This is a genomic window from Phenylobacterium sp., assembly GCF_041913825.1.
GTDB lineage: Bacteria > Pseudomonadota > Alphaproteobacteria > Caulobacterales > Caulobacteraceae > Phenylobacterium.
In genome coordinates this window covers 1-19,446 of record NZ_JAYSEO010000027.1, presented here as the reverse complement: position 1 = coordinate 19,446, position 19,446 = coordinate 1, and the positions used below count along the sequence as shown (strand labels likewise).

General features: G+C 72.7%; 16 protein-coding genes. 10 read left to right on the top strand and 6 right to left on the bottom strand.

What is annotated here, in order from left to right; all coding sequences use genetic code 11:
* Nucleotides 1-13: 13 nt before the first annotated feature.
* Entirely contained in the window at nt 14-1,180 is a 1,167-nt protein-coding gene (locus ACE3Q8_RS19045; protein ID WP_374471911.1) for an isovaleryl-CoA dehydrogenase, read from the top strand.
* Between the two features lie 62 nt (nt 1,181-1,242).
* Complete coding sequence (locus ACE3Q8_RS19040; RefSeq protein WP_374471997.1) at nt 1,243-1,599, top strand: DUF3574 domain-containing protein; 357 nt, start codon at nt 1,243-1,245, stop codon at nt 1,597-1,599.
* Nucleotides 1,600-1,647: 48 nt separating this feature from the next.
* On the opposite strand, the gene ACE3Q8_RS19035 is transcribed toward ACE3Q8_RS19040, so the two are convergent.
* The 3 genes from ACE3Q8_RS19035 to ACE3Q8_RS19025 form a co-directional block, all read right to left on the bottom strand.
* A complete protein-coding gene (locus ACE3Q8_RS19035; RefSeq protein WP_374471909.1) occupies nt 1,648-2,424 on the bottom strand; it encodes a thioesterase family protein in 777 nt (258 codons plus the stop codon).
* Nucleotides 2,421-3,224: a helix-turn-helix domain-containing protein gene (locus tag ACE3Q8_RS19030; protein WP_374471907.1), complete on the bottom strand. Its 804-nt coding sequence runs from the start codon at nt 3,222-3,224 to the stop codon at nt 2,421-2,423. Before ACE3Q8_RS19030 ends, ACE3Q8_RS19035 begins: the two co-directional genes overlap by 4 nt.
* Nucleotides 3,225-3,494: 270 nt before the next feature.
* Entirely contained in the window at nt 3,495-4,784 is a 1,290-nt protein-coding gene (locus ACE3Q8_RS19025; RefSeq protein WP_374471905.1) for a S8 family serine peptidase, read from the bottom strand.
* A gap of 911 nt (nt 4,785-5,695) precedes the next feature.
* Here ACE3Q8_RS19025 and ACE3Q8_RS19020 point away from each other — a divergent pair.
* From ACE3Q8_RS19020 to ACE3Q8_RS19005, 4 genes are all read left to right on the top strand, one after another.
* The gene (locus tag ACE3Q8_RS19020; protein WP_374471903.1) at nt 5,696-6,190 is read left to right on the top strand and encodes an RNA polymerase sigma factor; all 495 of its coding nucleotides are present in this window, start codon (nt 5,696-5,698) and stop codon (nt 6,188-6,190) included.
* Complete coding sequence (locus ACE3Q8_RS19015; RefSeq protein ID WP_374471901.1) at nt 6,187-6,864, top strand: anti-sigma factor; 678 nt, start codon at nt 6,187-6,189, stop codon at nt 6,862-6,864. The genes ACE3Q8_RS19020 and ACE3Q8_RS19015 overlap by 4 nt, the downstream gene beginning before the upstream one ends.
* A 66-nt stretch (nt 6,865-6,930) precedes the next feature.
* Nucleotides 6,931-8,184, top strand: coding sequence for an MFS transporter (locus ACE3Q8_RS19010; RefSeq protein ID WP_374471899.1), 1,254 nt, complete (start codon nt 6,931-6,933; stop codon nt 8,182-8,184).
* A complete protein-coding gene (locus ACE3Q8_RS19005) occupies nt 8,181-9,812 on the top strand; it encodes a glycoside hydrolase family 43 protein (RefSeq protein ID WP_374471897.1) in 1,632 nt (543 codons plus the stop codon). The genes ACE3Q8_RS19010 and ACE3Q8_RS19005 overlap by 4 nt, the downstream gene beginning before the upstream one ends.
* Before the next feature lie 9 nt (nt 9,813-9,821).
* Here ACE3Q8_RS19005 and ACE3Q8_RS19000 read toward each other — a convergent pair whose 3' ends face one another.
* Complete coding sequence (locus ACE3Q8_RS19000) at nt 9,822-11,054, bottom strand: TetR family transcriptional regulator (protein ID WP_374471896.1); 1,233 nt, start codon at nt 11,052-11,054, stop codon at nt 9,822-9,824.
* Nucleotides 11,055-11,270: 216 nt separating this feature from the next.
* Here ACE3Q8_RS19000 and ACE3Q8_RS18995 point away from each other — a divergent pair, with 216 nt between their 5' ends.
* Nucleotides 11,271-13,853: a TonB-dependent receptor gene (locus ACE3Q8_RS18995; RefSeq protein ID WP_374471894.1), complete on the top strand. Its 2,583-nt coding sequence runs from the start codon at nt 11,271-11,273 to the stop codon at nt 13,851-13,853.
* Nucleotides 13,854-13,870: 17 nt separating this feature from the next.
* On the top strand, nt 13,871-14,917 hold the full coding sequence (locus ACE3Q8_RS18990) for a tyrosine-protein phosphatase (RefSeq protein WP_374471892.1): 1,047 nt from the start codon (nt 13,871-13,873) through the stop codon (nt 14,915-14,917).
* Nucleotides 14,918-15,180: 263 nt separating this feature from the next.
* Here the strand turns inward: ACE3Q8_RS18990 and ACE3Q8_RS18985 are convergent, their stop codons facing one another.
* On the bottom strand, nt 15,181-16,968 hold the full coding sequence (locus ACE3Q8_RS18985; RefSeq protein WP_374471890.1) for a patatin-like phospholipase family protein: 1,788 nt from the start codon (nt 16,966-16,968) through the stop codon (nt 15,181-15,183).
* 105 nt (nt 16,969-17,073) lie between these two features.
* Here ACE3Q8_RS18985 and ACE3Q8_RS18980 point away from each other — a divergent pair, with 105 nt between their 5' ends.
* Both ACE3Q8_RS18980 and ACE3Q8_RS18975 read left to right on the top strand, forming a co-directional pair.
* Nucleotides 17,074-17,913, top strand: coding sequence for an enoyl-CoA hydratase-related protein (locus ACE3Q8_RS18980; protein WP_374471888.1), 840 nt, complete (start codon nt 17,074-17,076; stop codon nt 17,911-17,913).
* A 50-nt stretch (nt 17,914-17,963) separates the two neighbouring features.
* Nucleotides 17,964-18,374, top strand: a complete 411-nt coding sequence (locus ACE3Q8_RS18975; RefSeq protein WP_374471886.1) for a DUF1489 family protein — start codon at nt 17,964-17,966, stop codon at nt 18,372-18,374.
* Between the two features lie 116 nt (nt 18,375-18,490).
* Here the strand turns inward: ACE3Q8_RS18975 and ACE3Q8_RS18970 are convergent.
* Nucleotides 18,491-19,446, bottom strand: a 956-nt coding sequence (locus ACE3Q8_RS18970) for a type I secretion C-terminal target domain-containing protein (protein WP_374471884.1), incomplete at its 5' end; no start/stop codon positions are given.

Sequence of the window (19,446 nt, the reverse complement as noted above, 5' to 3'; positions counted from 1 at the left end):
TAACGCTCGCCGCATGATCCCGAACCACGGACCTACCCTCGAGTTCGGCCTCGGCGAGACCGCCGACGCCATCCGCGACACCACCGCGCGCTTCGCCGCCGACCGGATCGCGCCGATCGCCGCCGAGATCGACCAGACCAACAGCTTCCCCCGCCAGCTCTGGCCCGAGATGGGCGAACTCGGCCTGCACGGCATCACCGTCGAGGAGGCCTACGGCGGCCTGGGCCTGGGCTACCTCGAGCACGTGGTGGCCATGGAGGAGGTGTCCCGCGCGTCGGCCTCGGTCGGCCTGAGCTACGGAGCCCACTCCAACCTGTGCGTGAACCAGATCCGCCGCTGGGGCACCGAAGAGCAGAAGCAGCGCTACCTGCCCAAGCTGATCAGCGGAGAGCACGTGGGCTCGCTGGCCATGAGCGAGGCGGGCGCGGGCTCCGACGTGGTCTCCATGCGCCTGCGGGCGGAGAAGCGCGGCGATCGCTACGTGCTGAACGGCACGAAGTTCTGGATCACCAACGCCCCGCATGCCGACACCCTGGTGGTCTACGCCAAGACCTCGCCGGACGACGGCTCCCGCGGCATCACGGCCTTTCTGGTGGAAAAGGGCTTCAAGGGGTTCTCGGTCAGTCCCAAGCTCGACAAGATGGGCATGCGCGGCTCTGACACCGCCGAGCTGGTGTTCGAGGACTGCGAGATTCCGGAAGAGAACGTCATGGGCCCCGAGAACGGCGGCGTCGGCGTGCTCATGAGCGGCCTCGACTACGAGCGCGCGGTGCTGTCCGCCGGCCCGCTCGGCATCATGCAGGCCTGCCTGGACGTGGTCCTGCCCTACGTCCGCGACCGCAAGCAGTTCGGCAAGCCCATCGGCTCCTTCCAGCTCATGCAGGGCAAGGTCGCCGACATGTACGTCGCCCTCAACTCGGCGCGGGCCTACGTCTACGCCGTGGCCCGGGCCTGCGACGCGGGCCTCACCACCCGCTTCGACGCCGCCGGCGCGATCCTGATGGCGTCCGAGAACGCCGTGAAGGTGGCGCTCGAGGCGATTCAGGCGTTAGGTGGGGCGGGCTACACGAAGGAGTTTCCCGTGGAGCGGCTCCTCAGGGACGCCAAGCTCTACGACATCGGCGCTGGAACGAATGAGATCCGGCGCTTCCTGATCGGGCGGGAGCTGATCGGCGGATGAGGCGGGCAGGGGGCATCGGACTGGCGCTGCTTCTGGCAGGGTGCGCGAGCGCGCCCGTGCCGATGGCGGAGGCCGCCTCGCCGTGCCCGGTCGGGCAGGAGCACCTGCGCACGGCGCAGTTGTTCTTCGGCCGCAACGTGGGCGAGCAGGCCCGGGTCTCCGACGCCGTCTTCACCCGCTTCGTTGACGAGGAGATCACCCCGCGCTTCCCTGACGGCCTGACGATCATGGACGGCGGCGGCCAGTGGCGCGGCTCGGAGAACCAGTTGATCCGCGAGGCGGCCAAGGTGGTGCTGATCGTGCTGCCCAAGAACGGCGACGCACCCGCCCGCATCGAGGCGGTGCGCGAGGCCTACAAGAAGCGGTTCTCGCAGGACGCCGTGCTGCTGATCACCCAGGCGGCCTGCGTCTCGTTCTGATCGGGTCCGGAGCCGGGCAGGGGGCGCATGACCGAGTGCGTCCTGCCGCTAGCGAGCCTCGACCACCAGGGTCTGCACGGCGCGGCCGAAATAGCCGCAAACATCGGCCAGGCGGGTCGTGGCCAGGCCGACCCCCTCCGGGCTGATCCAGCTCTCGGCGTTCGACAGGATCCACTCGCCCTGCGGCGGCCGCGACAGGCTCACCGTCAGATCGCCGTTGATGTAGGTCCAGCGCTCGAACGGCAGGACGGAGGAGATGCCATTGGTGAAGTCGGCGATCGCGGCTGCGCGCATGGCCGGGCTGTTCGCCTGGCCGGCGATCATCGGCGCCGTCACCCGGAACCACGAGGCGCTCGGCCCCAGATGCCCGAAGCCGCCGAAGGCGCTGCGGATTTCGAAACAGGAGCCGAAGGCGTTTGGGCCGTTGAACGGCGGCGGCTCCGGCAGGTCCTCGGGCCGCGGATGATCCAGGGCCGGCGCGCCGACCTCCGCCGGCAGGTCCAGTTCGGCGCGCCGCACCTTCAGCACCGCGCCCCGGGTGACCTCGACGCCACCGGCGAGCAGCCGCACCTGCACGAGCTGGATCTTGCGACCCTGCCGCAGCACCTCGGTCTCGACCGTCAGCGCGCCGACCGGGACCGGCCGCAGCAGGTCGATCGTGAGGCGCGCCACCTGCATGGGCGCCGGCGTCTCCACCTGCTCGGCGGCCCAGGCGATCAGCGCCGACGGCGCTCCGCCGTGCATCAGGCCGGGGTTCCATGGGCCGGCGGCGCGCGCGGTCGCGCGCGCCGTCGGGCCGTCGACGACGAAGACCGCTTCGCTCATGCGGGCGACAGCGCCGCGTGCGCCTCGCGCAGGGCCTCCGCCGTCGCCGCATCGGCCGGGAAGAAGGTCTCCAGGGTCAGCTCGGAGAGGGTGATGTCCACGGCCGTACCGAACACCGTGGTGGTGCTGAAGAACGAGAGCATGCGGTCCCCTAGCATTAGCTGGAAGGGGATGGCCACGCCGCCCAGGTCCTCGGGCCGCCGGTCGGGCGCGGGCGGGACCGGGTAGGCCTTCACCTCGTCCAAGAGGGCGAGCAGCGCGGGATCGGCGGTCAGCTCCGCCTGCCGACGCAGCCGCTCCAGGATGTGGCCCCGCCATTCGCCGGCGTTGACCGTGCGCGAGCCGAGCCCTCTGGGGTGCAGCGAAAGCCGCACCACGTTGGTGGGCAGTGCGAGAAGCCCCGGATCGACGCCCTCCAGCAGCGGCGCGACCATGCGGTTGGCGGCCACCAGGTTCCAGCCCTGGTCCACCACCAGCGCCGGGTAGGGCTCGTGACCGGCCAGGATCACGTCGACGGCCCGTCGCGCTGCGGCCATGGCCGGGTCGTCCAGTCCGCGCTCGCGGAACACCGGCGCGAAGCCCGCGGCGACGAGGATCACGTTTCGCTCGCGCAGCGGCACGTCGAGCTGCTCGGCCAGCCGCAGGATCATCTCGCGGCTGGGCTGGGCCCGTCCTGTCTCGACGAAGCTGAGGTGGCGGGTGGAGATCTCGGCCTCGAGGGCGAGGTCGAGCTGGCTCATGCGGCGGCGCTGGCGCCATTGGCGCAGGTGGTCGCCGACGGATCGGGGCGTTGCGAGCATGGCGGGACCTTAGCCCGCCGCCGCGCCTCGTCCATGACCTCGCAGGTCATGGTCCCCGCGCGTCGCGGGCCGCCGGCCCCCGCCGGCGGCCCGCTGCTGGGCTCGCGCCAGACGACTCTCCCCGAGTCTCTCCATGTCCGTCGCGTCGGCGCCAGTCGCCCCGCGGGCGGCAAGGGCTCCGTCCGCAGGCGGTTTCGAGGGGCGTGTCGAACCCTCCGTCCTCACGAACGACGCGGCGGGCGTCTTCCATCCCGCCCGGCGACGGAATTTTCAGCGGCCGCGCAGGGCCGTGCGCTGGGCGCCGACGCTGGCCGGATCGGTGCGCACGTCGAAGGCCACGAGCCCCTGGCCGTAGACCGGATCGCGGCCCTTCGGCCCAAGGTCGGCGGACTGGCGGGTCAGGGCGTCGATGGCCCGGGCGGCGGCGGCGGGATCGGGCCGCGGCAGCAGGCGGGCGAGCCGGCCCGCGGCGATGGGCGCGGCGAAGGAGGTGCCGCGGACCTTCACGAAGCCCGTCCCCATGCCGCCGGCGGCCATGTCGGCGCCCGGGGCGGCGAAGTCCACGTGCGGCCCGCGCACGGCTTCCGGCAGCACCCGCTGCCGGGCGTCCACGCCGGTCACCGCCACCACGCCGGGATAGGCGGCCGGGTACAGCGGCTCGGCCGCCGGCCCATCGTTGCCTACGGCCGCCACCACGATGTGGCCGCGGGCCACCAGGGCCTGGATCGCGGCGCTCAGCAGCCGGTTCGGCGGCCCCACCAGGCTGATGTTGATCACCGGCACGCGGTTCTCGGCCATCCAGGCCAGGCCCCGCACCAGGGCCGAGACCGATCCGCCGACCGGGGAGGGGCCGTAGACGTCGGCCACGTAGAGGGTGGCGCCGGGGGCTGCGCCCTCGAACGGTCCCCATGCGCCCGCGATCAGCGAGGCCACGGCCGTGGCGTGCGCCGTCGCCTTGGCGCCGCCCGGTGCAAAGGCCCGCTGCACGAGCCGCGCGCCGGCCAGCGTCGGCTGACCGCGGGCCACCGAGCCGTCCAGCAGGCCGACCCGCACGCCCGGCGTCGCCGCCGCCCGGGCGGCCGCGCCGGCGGCGGGCGCGCTCTGCGCCATCCCCACGCCGCCGCCGAGCTGATAGACGTGCTCGAACTCGTAGCGGCCCTCGGGGTCCAGCGCCTGCAGCCGGCGGGCGGCCTCCACGGCCGACACGCCGCGCGGGGCGGTCAGCACTACGACGTCGATGCCGAGCGTCGCGTGTTTGGTGGGCGCGCCGACGCCGAAGCCGGCCCGCCGCGCCTTGGCCAGGGCCTCGGCCGTCGGCGCGATGGCCAGCACCATGCCGCGGACGATCGGCTGGCCGAGGGGATCCGGCTCGATCTGTCCGGGATGGTCGCGCAGCAGCCGCTGGGCCTGTTCGCGGCGGCTCGCCACGGGGGCTGCCTCGGCCACGGGCCGGGCCATGACCGCCGCCGCCTGGAGATCCTGCACAGCCGCTCCCGGGGCGGCCTCCGCGCGGGCGCTGCGCGCCTCGGCGGCGCGGACCCCGCCTGGCGGCGCGGCCATCGGGTCCGGCCCGCCGAAGACCGGCGGTCCGCCGCGGGCCTGGCCGGGCGGGCCGGAAGGCGCCTGGCCTGGGGCGCCCGACGCAGGACCCTGGCCGAGGCCGGGGGGCGCTCCGGCCTGACCCGGAGGCGCATTTCCGCCCGCCTGGCCCGGAGGCGCGTTCCCGCCCAGCCCAGGCGGCCCGCCGCCGGCCTGACCCGGTGGCCCGCCGCCGCTCTGTCCTGGAGGACCGCCGCCGCCGAGCCCGGGCGGGCCGCCACCCGCCTGGCCGGGCGGTCCGCCTGCTCCGAGTCCTGGAGGGCCGCCGCCGGCCTGGCCCGGAGGGGCTCCGCCGCCGAGGCCCGGGGGGGCGCCGCCGGAGAGCCCCGGGGGCGCGCCGCCGCTCTGTCCTGGAGGCCCGCCGCCACCAAGCCCGGGCGGTCCGCCCCCCACACCGGGGGGAGATCCGCCGCCGACCCCGGGCGGTGCGCCGCCTCCGGCCCCCGGAGGCGCGCCACCGCCGACGCCGGGCGGTCCGCCGCCGCCCACACCGGGAGGCGCGCCGCCCCCTGCGCCGGGCGGTCCGCCACCGCCGCCGACGCCGGGAGGTCCCCCGCCGCCGACCCCCGGAGGGGCTCCCCCGCCGACGGCAGGAGGGCCGCCACCCGGAGGGCCGCCACCGGGAGGTCCCCCGCCCGGAGGTCCGCCGCCGCCTTGCCCGCCGCCGTTCTGGGCGCCGGCCGGCCCGGACAGCGCCAGGGCCACGGCCGCGCCGAGGGCCAGGGCTGTGCGGCTCAGGTTTTGCGGGCGGCGCTGCGGCATGCCTGCGATCTTCCCATGGCTCCGCCCGGATCGCCGAGCGTTCTTGTTCTTTGGACCTTAACGGATGAAACGCAGCTTCTGGTTCGTTTCATCCCTGACGAGGCGAGACCTTGCCGGACATCCGGAGTCAGATCGTCGCGCTCTTGCCGCGCCTGCGCCGTCTGGCGCGGGTGTTGACCCGGGACACCGTCGACGCCGACGACCTGGTTCAGCTCACGGTGGAGCGGGCGCTCGTGCGGACGGATCAGTACCGGCCGGGCACCCGCCTCGACAGTTGGATGTTCCGGATCATGAAGAACGCCTGGATCGACGAGAGCCGCGCCCGCACCCGACGCGGCGCCGTGCTCGCGCCGGAAGAGGACGGAACGCGCGTCGGCTCGGACGGCGCCGGCGACATGGAGGCCCGGCTCGCCGCGCGCGAGGTGGAGGCCGCCATGGCCAAGTTGCCGCAGGACCAGAGGCTGGCGGTGGCCCTGGTGCTGGTAGAGGGGCTGTCCTACCGCGAGGCCGCCGAGGTGCTGGAGGTGCCGGAGGGCACGCTGACCAGCCGGCTCGTGCGTGGCCGACAGGCCCTGATGGGCCATCTGCAGGAGGCCCCCCAATGAGCCGTGAGGAACGCCTGATCGCCTATGTGGACGGCGAGCTTCCCCCGACCGACGCCGCCGCTTTCGAGGCCGAACTCGCCGCCGACGCGCGCCTTGCCGCCGAGGTGGAGCAGCAGCGCCGACTGCGGGCGCGGATCGCCGCCGTCTACGGCCCGGTCGCCGACGAACCCACGCCCGATCACCTGATTCTCGCCGCCTGCGCCGCCAACGAGAACCGAAGCCGCTTCGGCAAGGTGCAGTTCGCCGCCATGGCCGCTTCCCTGGTGATCGGCGCGTTCGTCGGGTTCCTGGTCCCGCACGGCCCGGCCGGTGGGCTCGCGCCCGGCGAGGGCGGGCTGGTGGCGCGCGGCGGCCTGGCCGACGCCCTGGACAGCCGCCTGTCGTCCGAGGCGTCGCCGATACGCGTCGGGCTCAGCTTCCGCGATGAGCAGGGCGCCTACTGCCGGGCCTTCCAGAGTACGCCGGACCGGCTGGCCGGCGTCGCCTGCCGCGAGCCTGAGGGCTGGGTGGCGCGGGCCACCACGGCCTGGCGGCCGGCCGCCGCCACCCAGTACCGGACCGCCTCCTCGGAGCTGCCGCCCCTGGTGCTGTCGGCCATCGACGAGCTGATCGCCGGCGATCCCCTGGACGCGGCTGGCGAGCGCGCGGCCCGCGACCGCGGCTGGATGCCCTAGACGCCTCCGCCATTCCGGTGATACCGCTACCACGCAGCCGCCGGCAGAGCGGCGCGAGGGAGCGCCATGCCGCGACTGAAGGCCCTGCGGTGGTGGATCATCGGCCTGGTCATGCTGGGCGCGATCATCAACTACCTTACCCGCTCGACCATGGGCGTGGCTGCGCCCACCCTGATGGGCGACCTCGACATCACCACCGAGCAGTACGGCTGGATCACCGGCGCCTTCCAGCTCGGCATCATGCTGCAGCCGGTCTGCGGCTACGTGCTCGACGCGATCGGACTGAAGTGGGGCTTCGCCATCTTCGCCGGGGCGTGGTCGGTGATCTCGATGGCCCACGCCCTGGGCTCGAGCTGGCAGGGATTCGCGGCGCTGAGGGCGCTGCTCGGGCTGGCCGAGGGCTCCGCCCAGCCGGCCGGCATGAAGGCTGTCGCCACCTGGTTTCCCGCGAAGGAGCGGGGGCTGGCCGGCGGGGTCTACAACATCGGCGCGTCGCTGGGCTCGATGCTGGCGCCGCCGCTGGTGGCCTGGGCGATCCTCACCTGGAACTGGCGCGCCGCGTTCGTGATCACCGGCGCGCTCGGCCTCGTCTGGGTGGCCCTCTGGCTGAGGCTCTATCAGCCGCCCGACCGACATCCCGCCCTGTCGGACGAGGAGCGCGGGCGGATCGCGGCGGGGCAGGAGGCCCACCTCACCGAGAGCGCGACCCGCCCGGCCATCCTGTCGCTCCTGCGGCAGCGGAACTTCTGGGGCATCGCCCTGCCGAGGTTTCTGGCCGATCCCACGTGGGGGACGCTGTCCTTCTGGATCCCGCTCTACCTTGTCAGTACGCGCGGCTTCGACCTGAAGCAGATCGCGCTCTTCGCCTGGCTGCCCTTCGTGGCCGCCGACCTCGGGTGCCTGTTCGGTCCGACGGTGGTGCTGTGGCTGCAGAAACGCGGCGTCAGCCTGATCAACGCCCGGCGCGGAGCCTTCACCCTGGGCGCGATCCTGATGACCGGCATGATGTTCGTCGGCCGGGTGGAGAGCCCCTACGCGGCTATCGCGCTGCTCTGCCTGGGCGGTTTCGCCCACCAGACGCTGTCGGTGACGGTCATCACCATGTCCTCGGACCTGTTCCGCCGCAGTGAGGTGGCCACCGTGGCCGGGCTCGCAGGCATGATGGGTAACTTCGGCGTGCTCATCTTCTCGCTGCTGATCGGCGGGCTCGTGGCGAGCGTCGGCTACGACCCGTTCTTCGTCGCCCTGGGGGTGCTCGACCTGCTGGGCGCGGTGGTGCTCTGGACGCTCGTCCGAGACCCGGCGAGGACCGCCCGGTGATCCGCAACCCGATCCTGCGCGGCTTCAACCCCGATCCGTCGGTCTGTCGGGTTGGCGACGACGTCTACATCGCCACCTCCACCTTCGAGTGGTTCCCGGGCGTGCAGATTCACCACTCGCGCGACCTGGTGAACTGGCGGCTGCTGACGCGGCCGCTGACCCGTCCAAGCCAGCTCAACATGCTGGGGAACCCGGACTCCTGCGGCGTCTGGGCGCCCGACCTGACCTGGTCCGACGGCCTCTTCTGGTTGATCTACACCGACGTGAAGCGCTACGGCCGGACCACCGTCGGCGGCGCGTCGGGCGCCTCGCTGCGCGACTTCCACAACTACTTGGTGACCGCGCCCGCGATCGAGGGGCCCTGGTCCGATCCGGTGTTCCTGAACTCGAGCGGCTTCGACCCGTCGATCTTCCACGACCAGGACGGCCGCCGCTACGTGCTCAACATGCTGTGGGACCATCGGGCGGGCCACAACCGCTTCGCCGGCATCGTGCTGCAGGAATACGACCACGCCGCCCGGGCGCTGGTCGGCGAGCGCCGGGTGATCTTCCAAGGCACGTCCTTGGGCCTCACAGAGGCGCCGCACCTCTACCGGCGGGACGGCTGGTGCTATCTGGTCACCGCAGAGGGCGGCACGGGCTTCGGCCATGCGGTGACCCTGGCGCGGTCCCGCGATCTCTTCGGCCCCTACGAACTCCATCCCGAGGGGCCGGTGATCACCAGCCGCGACCGGCCGGACGCGCCGCTGCAACGGGCCGGGCACGCCGACCTCCTGGAGATGCCCGACGGGACCACCTGGGCGGCCTACCTCTGCGGCCGGCCGCTGCCCAACCGCGGCCGGTGCGTGCTGGGCCGCGAGACGGCGCTCCAACCCATGGTCTGGAGCGAGGACGGCTGGTTGCGGACGCGCGACGGGCAGGGCGCCCCCGAACTTGAAGCCGAGCCGCCGGGCCTTGCGCCGCATTCCTGGCCCGCGACGCCCGTGCGCGCCAACTTCGACGGCCCAGACCTGCCGATCGACTTTCAGTGGCTGCGCTCGCCGTGGCCGGAGGAGCTGTTCAGCCTGACGGAGCGGCCGGGCTGGCTGCGCCTGTTTGGCCGGGAGAGCCTGGGCAGCCTGTTCCGCCAGGCCCTGGTAGCCCGGCGGCAGCAGGCGTTCTGCTACTCCGCCGAGACCCTGATGGAGTTCGCACCCGAGCACTTCCAGCAGGCCGCCGGCCTCGTCTGCTACTACGGCGGGACGAAGTTCCATTACCTGCACGTGACGCACGACGCCGAACTCGGCCGTGTGCTGCAGGTGATGTCGGCCCTGCCGGATCAGCCGCAGGCCGACGCCTTCACCCGTCCGCTCCCCATTCCGGACGGGCCCATCCGGCTGCGCGTGGAGGTGGACTACGAACGCCTGCGGTTCGGCTTCTCGTCGGATGGGGCGGAATGGGCCTGGCTGCCGGAAGTGTTCGACGCCTCGATCCTTTCCGACGAGGCCACCGCGCCCGGGCAGCCGAACTTCACCGGCGCCTTCGTGGGCGTCGCCTGCCAGGATACGGCGGGAACCCGGCGGCGCGCCGACTTCGACTGGTTCGACTACGAGGAGCGCGACTACCGCCGGGACCCTACGAGGCCCTGAGACCGCCGGTCAGGCGAACAGCCGGGCCAGCGCCAGCTCGGCCTGCTGCTCCAGCCAGGCCCGCCGCGCGCCGGGCGCTCGCGCATAGCTGGCGCGGATCGCGCCCTGAAGGACGGTGGAGAGCAAGTAGGCGTCGAGTGTGTCCAGGTCGGGCCGGACGGTCTCGAGCCGGCCGAGGGCGCTCGCGCTGCCTTCGCCCCTCGACGCCCGCAGGAAGTCCGCCGCGCGCCTCAGCTCGGGAACCCGCTGGGCGTAGGCGATCAGTTCCTCGAGCGCGATGACCTCGGCGGCCGGCGCGCCCGCCTCGTCGAACACGGCCCCGGCGATCTCCTCGGCCAGGGCGGCGGGCGAGAGCCGACCGGCCGGAGCCTGGCGGGCGCGGCTTCGGGTCTGAACCCGCCCATGCAGGTGCGAGAACGTTCCCCGCACCAGCTCCGAGCGGGTGGGGAAGTTCCGGGTCACGGTGGCGAGCGGCACGCCCGCCGCGGCTGCGACGGCCCGGTGGGTGAGGCCGGGCAGTCCGCCCCGCCCAACCACGGCGACGCAGGCCTCCAGCAGCCGAAGGCGGGCCTCCGACATCTGCTCCGGCGGCCGGGAGTCGCTCGCGGCCGCCAGCCTGGCCTGGCGCCAGCCGTCCCAACCGGACGTCCGCGCCCGGTCGTGGTCCAGGCGGCCGAGGAAGCGGCGGCAGGTCTCAAACATCCAGGCGCGCTCGGCGAGCTCCAGCCGCGGGCCGGCGTGGCCCCCGCCGAGCCCGGCGACGAAGTGGGCGAACAGCGGCGCCTCCGCCGTATCCCGGCCGAAGCGGACGACGGCCGCCCGCCAGAACCGCGACTCGTCTTCCAGATCCGCGGCGGCGAGGGGGCGCAGGCCCGCGTCGCGGCGGGCGGCGAGCCTCAGCTCCCGCAGCAGGGCAAGCGGATGGTCGCCGCCGTGCGGCGGTTCGAGGGCCAGGCTCTGCAGCCAGCCGAGGCAGGCGTCCGGCGCCGGACCGGCGGGAAGCTGGTCCAGCCAGCGTGCGCGGCTCTCCCGGGCGCGGGCGCACGCCTCCGCGAAACAGGCGGCGAGCAGGCCCTCGCGTCCGCCGAAGTGATAGTTCGTGGCTGACAAGCTGAGGCCGGTGCGGGCGGCCAGCGCGCGCGCCGTGATGGCGCCGGCCCCCTCGAGGGCCAGCAGGTGCGTGGCCTCCGCCAGAAGCCGCCCGCGCGCGGGCAGGTCCTCGAAAGCGGCGGGGTCCGTCATGCCGACCAGCCTACCAGACCCCGCCCGAATGGGAACAAGTGTTCGGTGAGCGCGCAAGACCGCGCGCGTGGACAGCGGCGGTGTCGCATAAGGCATTGAAAACACAACGGGTCATCTACGCGTCACTAGAAATTCTTCTGGCTGTCACCGCGGACATCCGTTCGGCTTGCTAAGGGCGCGCATCGGTCCAGCACAGTCGGGGGATAGGCGATGCGGATGAGGAACAAGGGCGCCGTCGCGCTCGCGGGCGGAGTTTCCATGTGGGCCTTGATGGCCGCCGCGGCGGCTGCGGCAGACGACACCGTGGAGGAACTCGTCGTCACCGCCCCGATCGTCGGCGCCCAGCAGGCGGCGGTGGCCCAGCAGCGGAACGCCGACAATCTGATCAGCGTGATCGCGGCGGACACCGTCGGCCAGTTCCCAGACCAGAACTCGGCCGCCGCCCTGGCGCGCCTGCCGTCCGTGGCCGTCCAGCGCGACCAGGGCCAGGAGCGCTACCTGCAGATCCGCGGCGCGCCGAACCGGTGGACCAGCGTCTCGGTGGACGGGATCAACATCATTGGGGTGGATGAGGGCGGGACGCAGCGGGCCTTCCGCTTCGACGCGGTGCCGGCGGTCATCCTGCGGGCCCTCGAGGTGAACAAGTCGATCACGCCCGACCTGCCCGCGGACGCCATCGTCGCGCGCGTGAACCTGCGCACCTTCTCGCCCTTCGACCAGGCGGGCTTCGCCTTCCAGGGCGACGCGGGGCTGGGCCGGATGGAGCTCGGCGACGGCGACCAGCGGCAGTTCGCGGCGCGCGCGTCCTGGTCCGGCGAGCGGTTCGGCGTCATCGCCGGCGCCTCGCACTATCTGCGTGAGCAGGTCACCGACAACCGCGAGTTCGCCTACGACGCCGCGGGCCTGCCGACCACCATCGATGTCCGCAACTACCTGGTCGACCGCGAGAGCAACGGTGGGATCCTCGGCCTGGAGTTCCGCCCGGCGGACGGCCACCGCCTCTTCGCCAAGTCGATCTACACCGAGTTCAAGGACAACGAGCGGCGCAACCAGTACGTCTTCCAGATCGGCTCGGCCCTCTCGGGGACCCGCGGCGCCGACGCCGGCGACCTCGTCGGCGTGCCGGTCCGCGCCACCGTCAACGACGCCTATTACGACAACTCCAACTGGATCAACACGCTCGGCGGCGACCACGAGGACGTGGCCGGCTGGCGCCTCGAGTGGCGGATCAACTACACCGAGACGGAGAACGGCACCGACTTGCCGCTGGTGATGGCGCAGCAGACAGCGGCGAACCAGCGGATCTCCCTCCGCTATGACCGCTCCGACGTGAACCTGCCGATCCTCTCCCTGGCGACCACGGCGCCGGGCGCGGCGTCCGGATCCTTCGTGCGCGGCGCGCCGGTCGCGGCGCTCACCGGGGCGAACTTTCCCCTGGCCCTCTACCTGCCGTACGCCGGCGTCACCCGCTCTGAGGCCATGGTCTACAAGGCCGACGCCGCCCGGACCTTCGTGCTCGGCGGGCGGGACGTCGAGCTGAAGCTCGGCCTGCAGTACGACGACCGCGACGTGGACGGCACGCTGCTCGGGGCGGGCTCGACCACCGTCCTCACCCAGCTCCTGCCGCGGGTGGGCCGCTCGCTGAACTATGGCGACTACATCACCGACAAGCCCTGGGAGACCGGTTTCCCGTCCGGCTTCGCCCCCACCTACATCGACAACAAGCGCCTTCGCGCGGATCTGGATTCGGCGCTCGCGGCGCTGCAGGCCGCGGGGCTTTACACACCGCCGGCGCAGGGCGGGCCGAACGCCTACCAGATCGGCGAGAAGCTGCTGGCCGGCTACGGCTCGGCCAAGTTCGACCTGGGCCCCGCCCAGATCGTCGCGGGCCTGCGCGTCGAGTGGATGGAGCAGACCATCGACGGTTTCCTGAGCGCGGGCGCGGCGCTCACGCGGGTCTCGGTGTCCACCACCGACACCGACCTGTTCCCCTCGATCAACGCGAGGATCGAGCTGCAGGAAGACCTGCTGCTGCGCCTCGCGGTGCAGACCGGCATTTCCCGACCCTCCTTCGGCGTGGTCCGGGCGGGCGCGTCGATCAACGACGTCAGCCAGATCGTCTCCGGCGGCAATCCGACGCTGGAGCCGGAGAAGACGCTGGGCTTCGACGTCTCTCTCGAGCGCTACCTGCCGGGCTCGGGCGTGGTGTCCGCGTCGGCCTTCTACCGCGCGGTGGACAAGGTTCTCTACGAGGCGACCACGCGGGTGGAAGGTGACCTCTACGACACGCCGGGGGTGGACCGCACCGGCTACCAGTACGCCACCACCCTGAATGGCGACGAGGGCAAGCTCTATGGTCTGGAGCTGGCCTACCAGCAGCAGTTCGTCTTCCTGCCGGGCCCGTTCGACGGCTTCGGCTTCCAGGGCAGCGTGACCTTCCTCGACGGGCAGTTCGAGACCGGCGACGGGCGCAAGGAGGACTTCCCCGGCACGTCCAAGACGATCACCAACGCCTCGCTCTACTACGAGAACCACGGCCTCTCGGTCCGCATCAGCCACCAGTGGCGGGACGACTGGATCGACACCCTGAACAGCCTGGGCAGCGGTGAATTCCGCAAGGCCTACGAGAGCGTCGACCTGTCCGTGCGCTACGCGGTGAACGAGCAGGTGTCCGTCTACCTCGACGCGAACAACCTCACCGACGAGACCTACGTCGCCTACGAGGGCGACGTCAGCCACCCCTCGGAGGTGGAGCAGATCGGCCGCCGGTGGATGGCGGGCGTCCGGGTTTCCTTCTGACCGCGAGGTGGACTGACATGGATCTTCGCAGCTTCCTCATCGGCCTGGCCCTGGCGGCCGCGGCTCCCCCGGCGGCCCTCTGCGCCGTCACCGAGGCGGATCTGGTGCGGCAGGCGGACGGCCGCCTGCTGGTCACCTGGACGGCCGGGCCGGGCGAGACGGTGGACGTCCTGACGGCGCCGAGCCCGACCACGCCCCGGCCGCTGATGACCGTCAGCTCGGCCGCCGACGCCGACGGCCGGCACCTCCTGCCGGCGTCGCCGAAGGCCGTGCAGGTCGTGCTCTCGACCCGGGACGGCCAGGTCTACCGCCTGGCCGAGCGGGTCCAGCCGCTGGCCGGAGCCAGCAACTTCCGGGACATCGGCGGATATCGCACCGCTGACGGCCGGCAGGTGCGATGGGGCGCGATCTACCGCTCCGCGGAACTCTCCGGGCTGACGCCTGCGGATTACGAGTTCGTCCGGAGCCTCGGCCTGAGGATGATCTACGACCTGCGCTCCACAGGCGAGCGCACGCGGGAGCCGACGCGCTGGGTCGGCGCAGGCGCGCCGCCGATCCTGGCCAAGGACTACGGCATGGACGAGTCGGGCTTCCTGGCCGCGCTCGGCCCGAACCCCACCGCGGAGAGCGCGCGCCGGCTTATGACCCGGTTCTATCCGGCCCTCGTCGGAAGCCACCGGGACCAGTTTCGCACGGTGTTCGAGAAGCTGATCGCGCCGGAGGACGGGGCGGTGCTCTACCACTGCAGCGCGGGGAAGGACCGTACGGGCGTGCTCAGCGCCCTGATCCTCACGGCCCTGCGGGTGCCGCGCGAGACGGTGCTTCAGGACTTCGAACTGTCCAACGCCTACTACCGGCCGCCGGTCAGCCGCGGCGGCGCGTCGATGGTCAGCGCGGTCCCGCCGGACGCTTTGAAGGTGCTGATGGGGGTCGACCGGGCCTATCTCGAGGCCTTCTTCGACGAGCTGGATCGGCGCTACGGCGGGGTGGAAGGCTACCTCGACGTGGAGCTGGGGATCGACGCCACGGAGCTGGCCGTCCTGCGCAACCGCTACACCTACTGACCGGGGGCAGGGACCAGACAAGCGAAAGGCCGCTCCATCGCTGGGGCGGCCTTTCCATAGTCGGTCCGCAGAACGGTCCCGAACCTTCACCGAACCGGTGGTTAGGCGCGGACCTCAGCGGAGGTCCAGGTCACGGTCACCGAGCTACGGATGAAACTATGAGACACTGGATCACCTCCTTTCAACTGTTGAACAGGGAAGGCCAATATGGGGGCCTCCCGCGCGCACCGCAAACGGAGCTGTCGGGTTTGTCGCAGGCGTGATCAACCTGCCGAGGCGATGAGCATCCCGGCGTGGGCGCGCTCGTCCAGGCTGGGGCGGCGGCGCAGCGCCTGGACGGGCCGCTCTAGCTTGTCGAGCGCCTCGCACATGGCTCGGTAACCCGCGGCCACCGCCGGCTCGTAGGCGGCGAAGTCACGGATTTCCACGGCCGCCACCTCGGGGGTGACCAGCACGTCGGTGGCCTCCCGCGCCGCGGCGAGGTCGCGACCCGACGAGACAGTCGCCGCCCGCATGAGCAGCGAGACGATCGGCGGGCCCTTTCGCCACTGGCCGGACATCAGCCAGCGCATGGCCGATTCCGGCCGGGCCACCTGCTCGGCGGTGATGCTGCGGCCCCCAGTGACGTCCACGCCGATGATCGGCCCGGGCTGGGCGGCGCGCATCACGTCGGCGGGGAAGTTCTTCAGCACCGCGCCGTCCACCAGCACGTGGTCGCCCTCGGTGGCCGGTGGCAGCACGCCGGGCAGCGAGATCGTGGCCCTGAGCGCCTTCCGCAGCAGGCCCCGCCGGTGGAGGTGGTAGGTCCCGGTGGTGAGGTTCGACGAGAGGCAGAAGAACGGCAGCCACAGGTCGGCGATCTGGGTGTCGCCGAAGTGCTCGGCCAGGCGATGGCCCACCTTCTCGCCCCGGGTCATGGCCAGGATCGGCAGGGCGATGTCGTCCAGCGGGCTGGAGGTGACGAAGGCCTCCTGAATCCGGCGGTGCAGTTCGGTGTCGTCCCAGCCCATGGCCACGCCGGCCGCGATGATCGCGCCCATGGAGACGCCGCCCACATAGTCGATGGGCACGCCGCGCTCGCGCAGCGCACGGATCGCGCCGACGTGGGCGTAGGCCCGGGCTCCGCCGCCCGAGAGCACGAGTCCCACGGACTGGCCGGTGAGCACGCGGGCCATGCGGGCGAGGTCGGGCTCATGGTCGCGCCTCAGGTGGTAGACCTGGGCCGGCTGGACGGCGTCCATCCAGGCCTCGGAGCCGCTCGGAGCCGCGGCGCCCGCGGGCTGCAGCAGGATCAGGTCGACGAGCTGCTGGGCCTGCAGCGGGGCGGAGAAGTAGGCGTTCGGAGTCGCCCGGGGCGGGCGGCGGTCGCCGCGGCCTACCCGGAACAGTCGGTCCACCTGGCGCGAGACGGTGTGCCGCCAGCCGAGGTCGGTGGTCTCGGCGAGATAGAGGACGAAGTCGTGGGTCCGCTCCACCTCGGAGAACCATTCGGTGGGCGCGCTCTGCGCCTCGGAACCGACGCAGGTGACGGAGTAGCCGAGCCGCCCGATCTCCACCGCCAGCCGCTCGACCAGCGGCCGCAGCAGCCCGGGCTGGCCGACCGGCGTGAAGCCGAACACCGAGGGTTCGCCCGCGGCGCCGCTGCGCGCCGCCTGGCGGGTGCGCAGGATCATCAGCCGGGCAAGCTCGGTCATGACGGCGGGATCGGCCTCGACGGCGTCGAAGAAGGCGTCTCGGGGCAGGGCGAAGATCTCTGAATCGCGCAGGGCCACCACGTCGGCCGAGTGCGGGGCGCCGGCGATCAGAGCCATCTCGCCCGCCGGCTCGCCGGGCCGGATCACCCCCAGGAACTGCGGCTCGTGGCCCTCCTCGCGGCGGAACGCGCCGAGCCGGCCGGCGCGTACGAAGTAGAGCTGGTCCGCCGGGTCTCCCGCCGAATAGAGAGTCTGGCCGCCGGGCAGGGAGAACCAGGTGGCGTCGCCCTCCGCACGCTCCTGGCCGAACAGCCGGGCGAGCGCCGAATCATCGTGGAGTTCCGGGAGTCTGCCCACGGGAGCGGAGCCTAGCGCCGCCGCACCGCCCCGGCTATGGCTTGGCCCTGGGTCGCGACCATCGGCGCGGGCCCACCGGTGTTTTGGCCCTGCGAGGAGCCCGTCATGACCAATCCCATCGTCGATCCCCTGGTGGAGGTCCCCGACACCAGCGCCACCAGCAACCTCGTGGACATCGACGCCACGATGCAGGGCGCGGCGACGGTCACCCTCAACCGGCCGCAGCGGAAGAACGCCTTCGACTCCGACCTGATCTCGGCCATGGAAGAGGCGTTCCGGACGCTGGCCGGCGCCGAAGGCGTGCGGGTGGTCTTCGTCCGCGGCGCGGGCGGCACGTTCAGCGCCGGCGCCGACCTCGAGTGGATGCGCGCCGCCGCCGACCGCTCGGAATCGGACAACCGCGCCGACGCCATGGACCTCGCGGTGATGCTCAAGCAGCTCTGGGACATGCCCATGCTCACCGTGGCGCTGGTCGAGGGCGGCGCGTTCGGCGGCGGGGCCGGCGTGGCCGCGGCCTGCGACCTGGCGATCGCCACCGCGGACGCGAAGTTCAGCTTCTCCGAAGCCCGGCTGGGCCTCGTGCCGGCCACCATCAGCCCCTACGTCGTCCAGGCGATCGGCCCCCGCAGCGCGCGTGGCCTGTTCGCCACCGCCCGGGTGTTCGATGCCGCCTACGCCGAAAAGGTCGGCCTGGTCACCGAGGTCGTGCCGGACGCCGCCGCGCTGGAGGCCGCCCGCGACCGGATCGCCCGCGAGATCCTCGCCTGTGGCCCGGAGGCGGTCGCCGGCTCGAAGCGGCTGGTCACCGAGGTCTACGGCCGCGACATCGACCATGGGCTCCTCGACCTCACGGCCCACCGCATCGCCGCCGCCCGGGTGGGCGACGAGGGGCAGGAGGGCGTCCGCGCCTTCCTCGAGCGCCGCAAGCCGCGCTGGGCCGAGTGAGGCGGGGCGCCGCACTGGCGCCGCGCGCCGCCGGGGCCTAAGCGGAAGCCATGCCCCTTCACATGATCAAGCTCTGCGTCGGCGCGGACACCATCGAGGACCTGCTGGATTGGCGGCGCACCCAGTCTGCGCCCGGCCAGCCCTGGACGCTGCGTACGCGCCAGACGCCGAAGCGGGCGGCCGAGATGATCGAGGGCGGATCGCTCTACCGCGTCTTCAAGGGCGTGATCCTCTGCCGGCAGAGGATCCTCGCGGTCGACACCGTCGGCGACGGGGTGAACGCCCGCTGCGAGGTGACCCTGGACGAGGAGATCGTCCGCGTGGCGCCGACGCCCCGCCGCGCCTTCCAGGGCTGGCGCTACCTCGAGCCCAAGGACGCGCCGGAGGACCTGGCGGCGGAAGGCTTCGACGAGGCGCCGCCGGAGCTCGTCCGCCAGCTGCGCGAACTCGGCGCCTGGTGATCGCCTGACACGCCAGCGGCGCTGACACGACAAAGGCGCCGCCCCGGACCCGGAGCGGCGCCTTCGCCCTGCGCAGGACACGGGCCCCCTGTGTCGGGAGGAGGCCCGCTCCGACCCTATTGGAAGAGCCAGTCGGAAGCCGTGAGGCTCGACGGGGACACCCCCTCCAGGGTCGTGATGTGGAACGGCCACGGGTTGGCCGTTCCAGCGCCGTCGGTGTCGACGAGCACCCGGGTGCCGCCGTTCCCGTCGGATTCCAGCTTGAGGTAGCCGTCGGCCAGGGGGTTGGTCCCCTGGTAGCCGGCCTGGTCGAACAGCGGACGCAGGTCGATCACGTCCTCGCCAGGAGTGAAGTCGGCCACACGGCCGGCGCTCCAGGGCAGCTTGTCGAACACGAAGTGGTCGTCGCCGCCGCCGCCCACCAGCCGGTCCGGGCCGTTCCAGGCGGTCAGGGTGTCGGCGCCCGCGCCGCCGGTCAGGGTCTCGGCGTAGCTCGTGGACGTCAGCACCACCCCGGGAACCACCGGAGACGGCGGCGGGGCGGTCTGGCCGCCGAACACCTGGGCCGCCGTGAGGCCCTCCGGCGAGACGCCCACCAGGGTGACCACGTGGAACGACCACGGGTTCGCCGTGCCGGCCGCGTCGGTGTCGAGCATCACCTTCGTGCCGCCCTGGCCGTCGCTCTCGAACCGGACGTAGCCGTCGGCGATCGGGTTCGCGCCATTGTAGCCGCCGGCGTAGAGCGCCGAGACGTCCAGCTTGTCGACGCCCACCTGGAAGTCGGTGATCTTGCCCGCGCTCCACGGCATCGCCTGGAAGGCGAAGGTGTCGGCGCCGGCGCCGCCGGTGAGCTTGTCCGCCCCCTGGCTGGCGTTGATCGTGTCGGCCCCCGCGCCGCCCGCCAGCGTGTCGCCGTGGGCGGTCCAGGTCAGGACCTGGCCCGCACCCGTGGCCGGCGGCGGGTTGGCGACGCCGCCGTTCCCGGTGTCGCCGCCCGTGGCCGGCGGCGGCGTGGTCGTCTGGCCGCCGAACACCTGGGCCGCCGTGAGGCCCTCCGGCGAGACGCCCACCA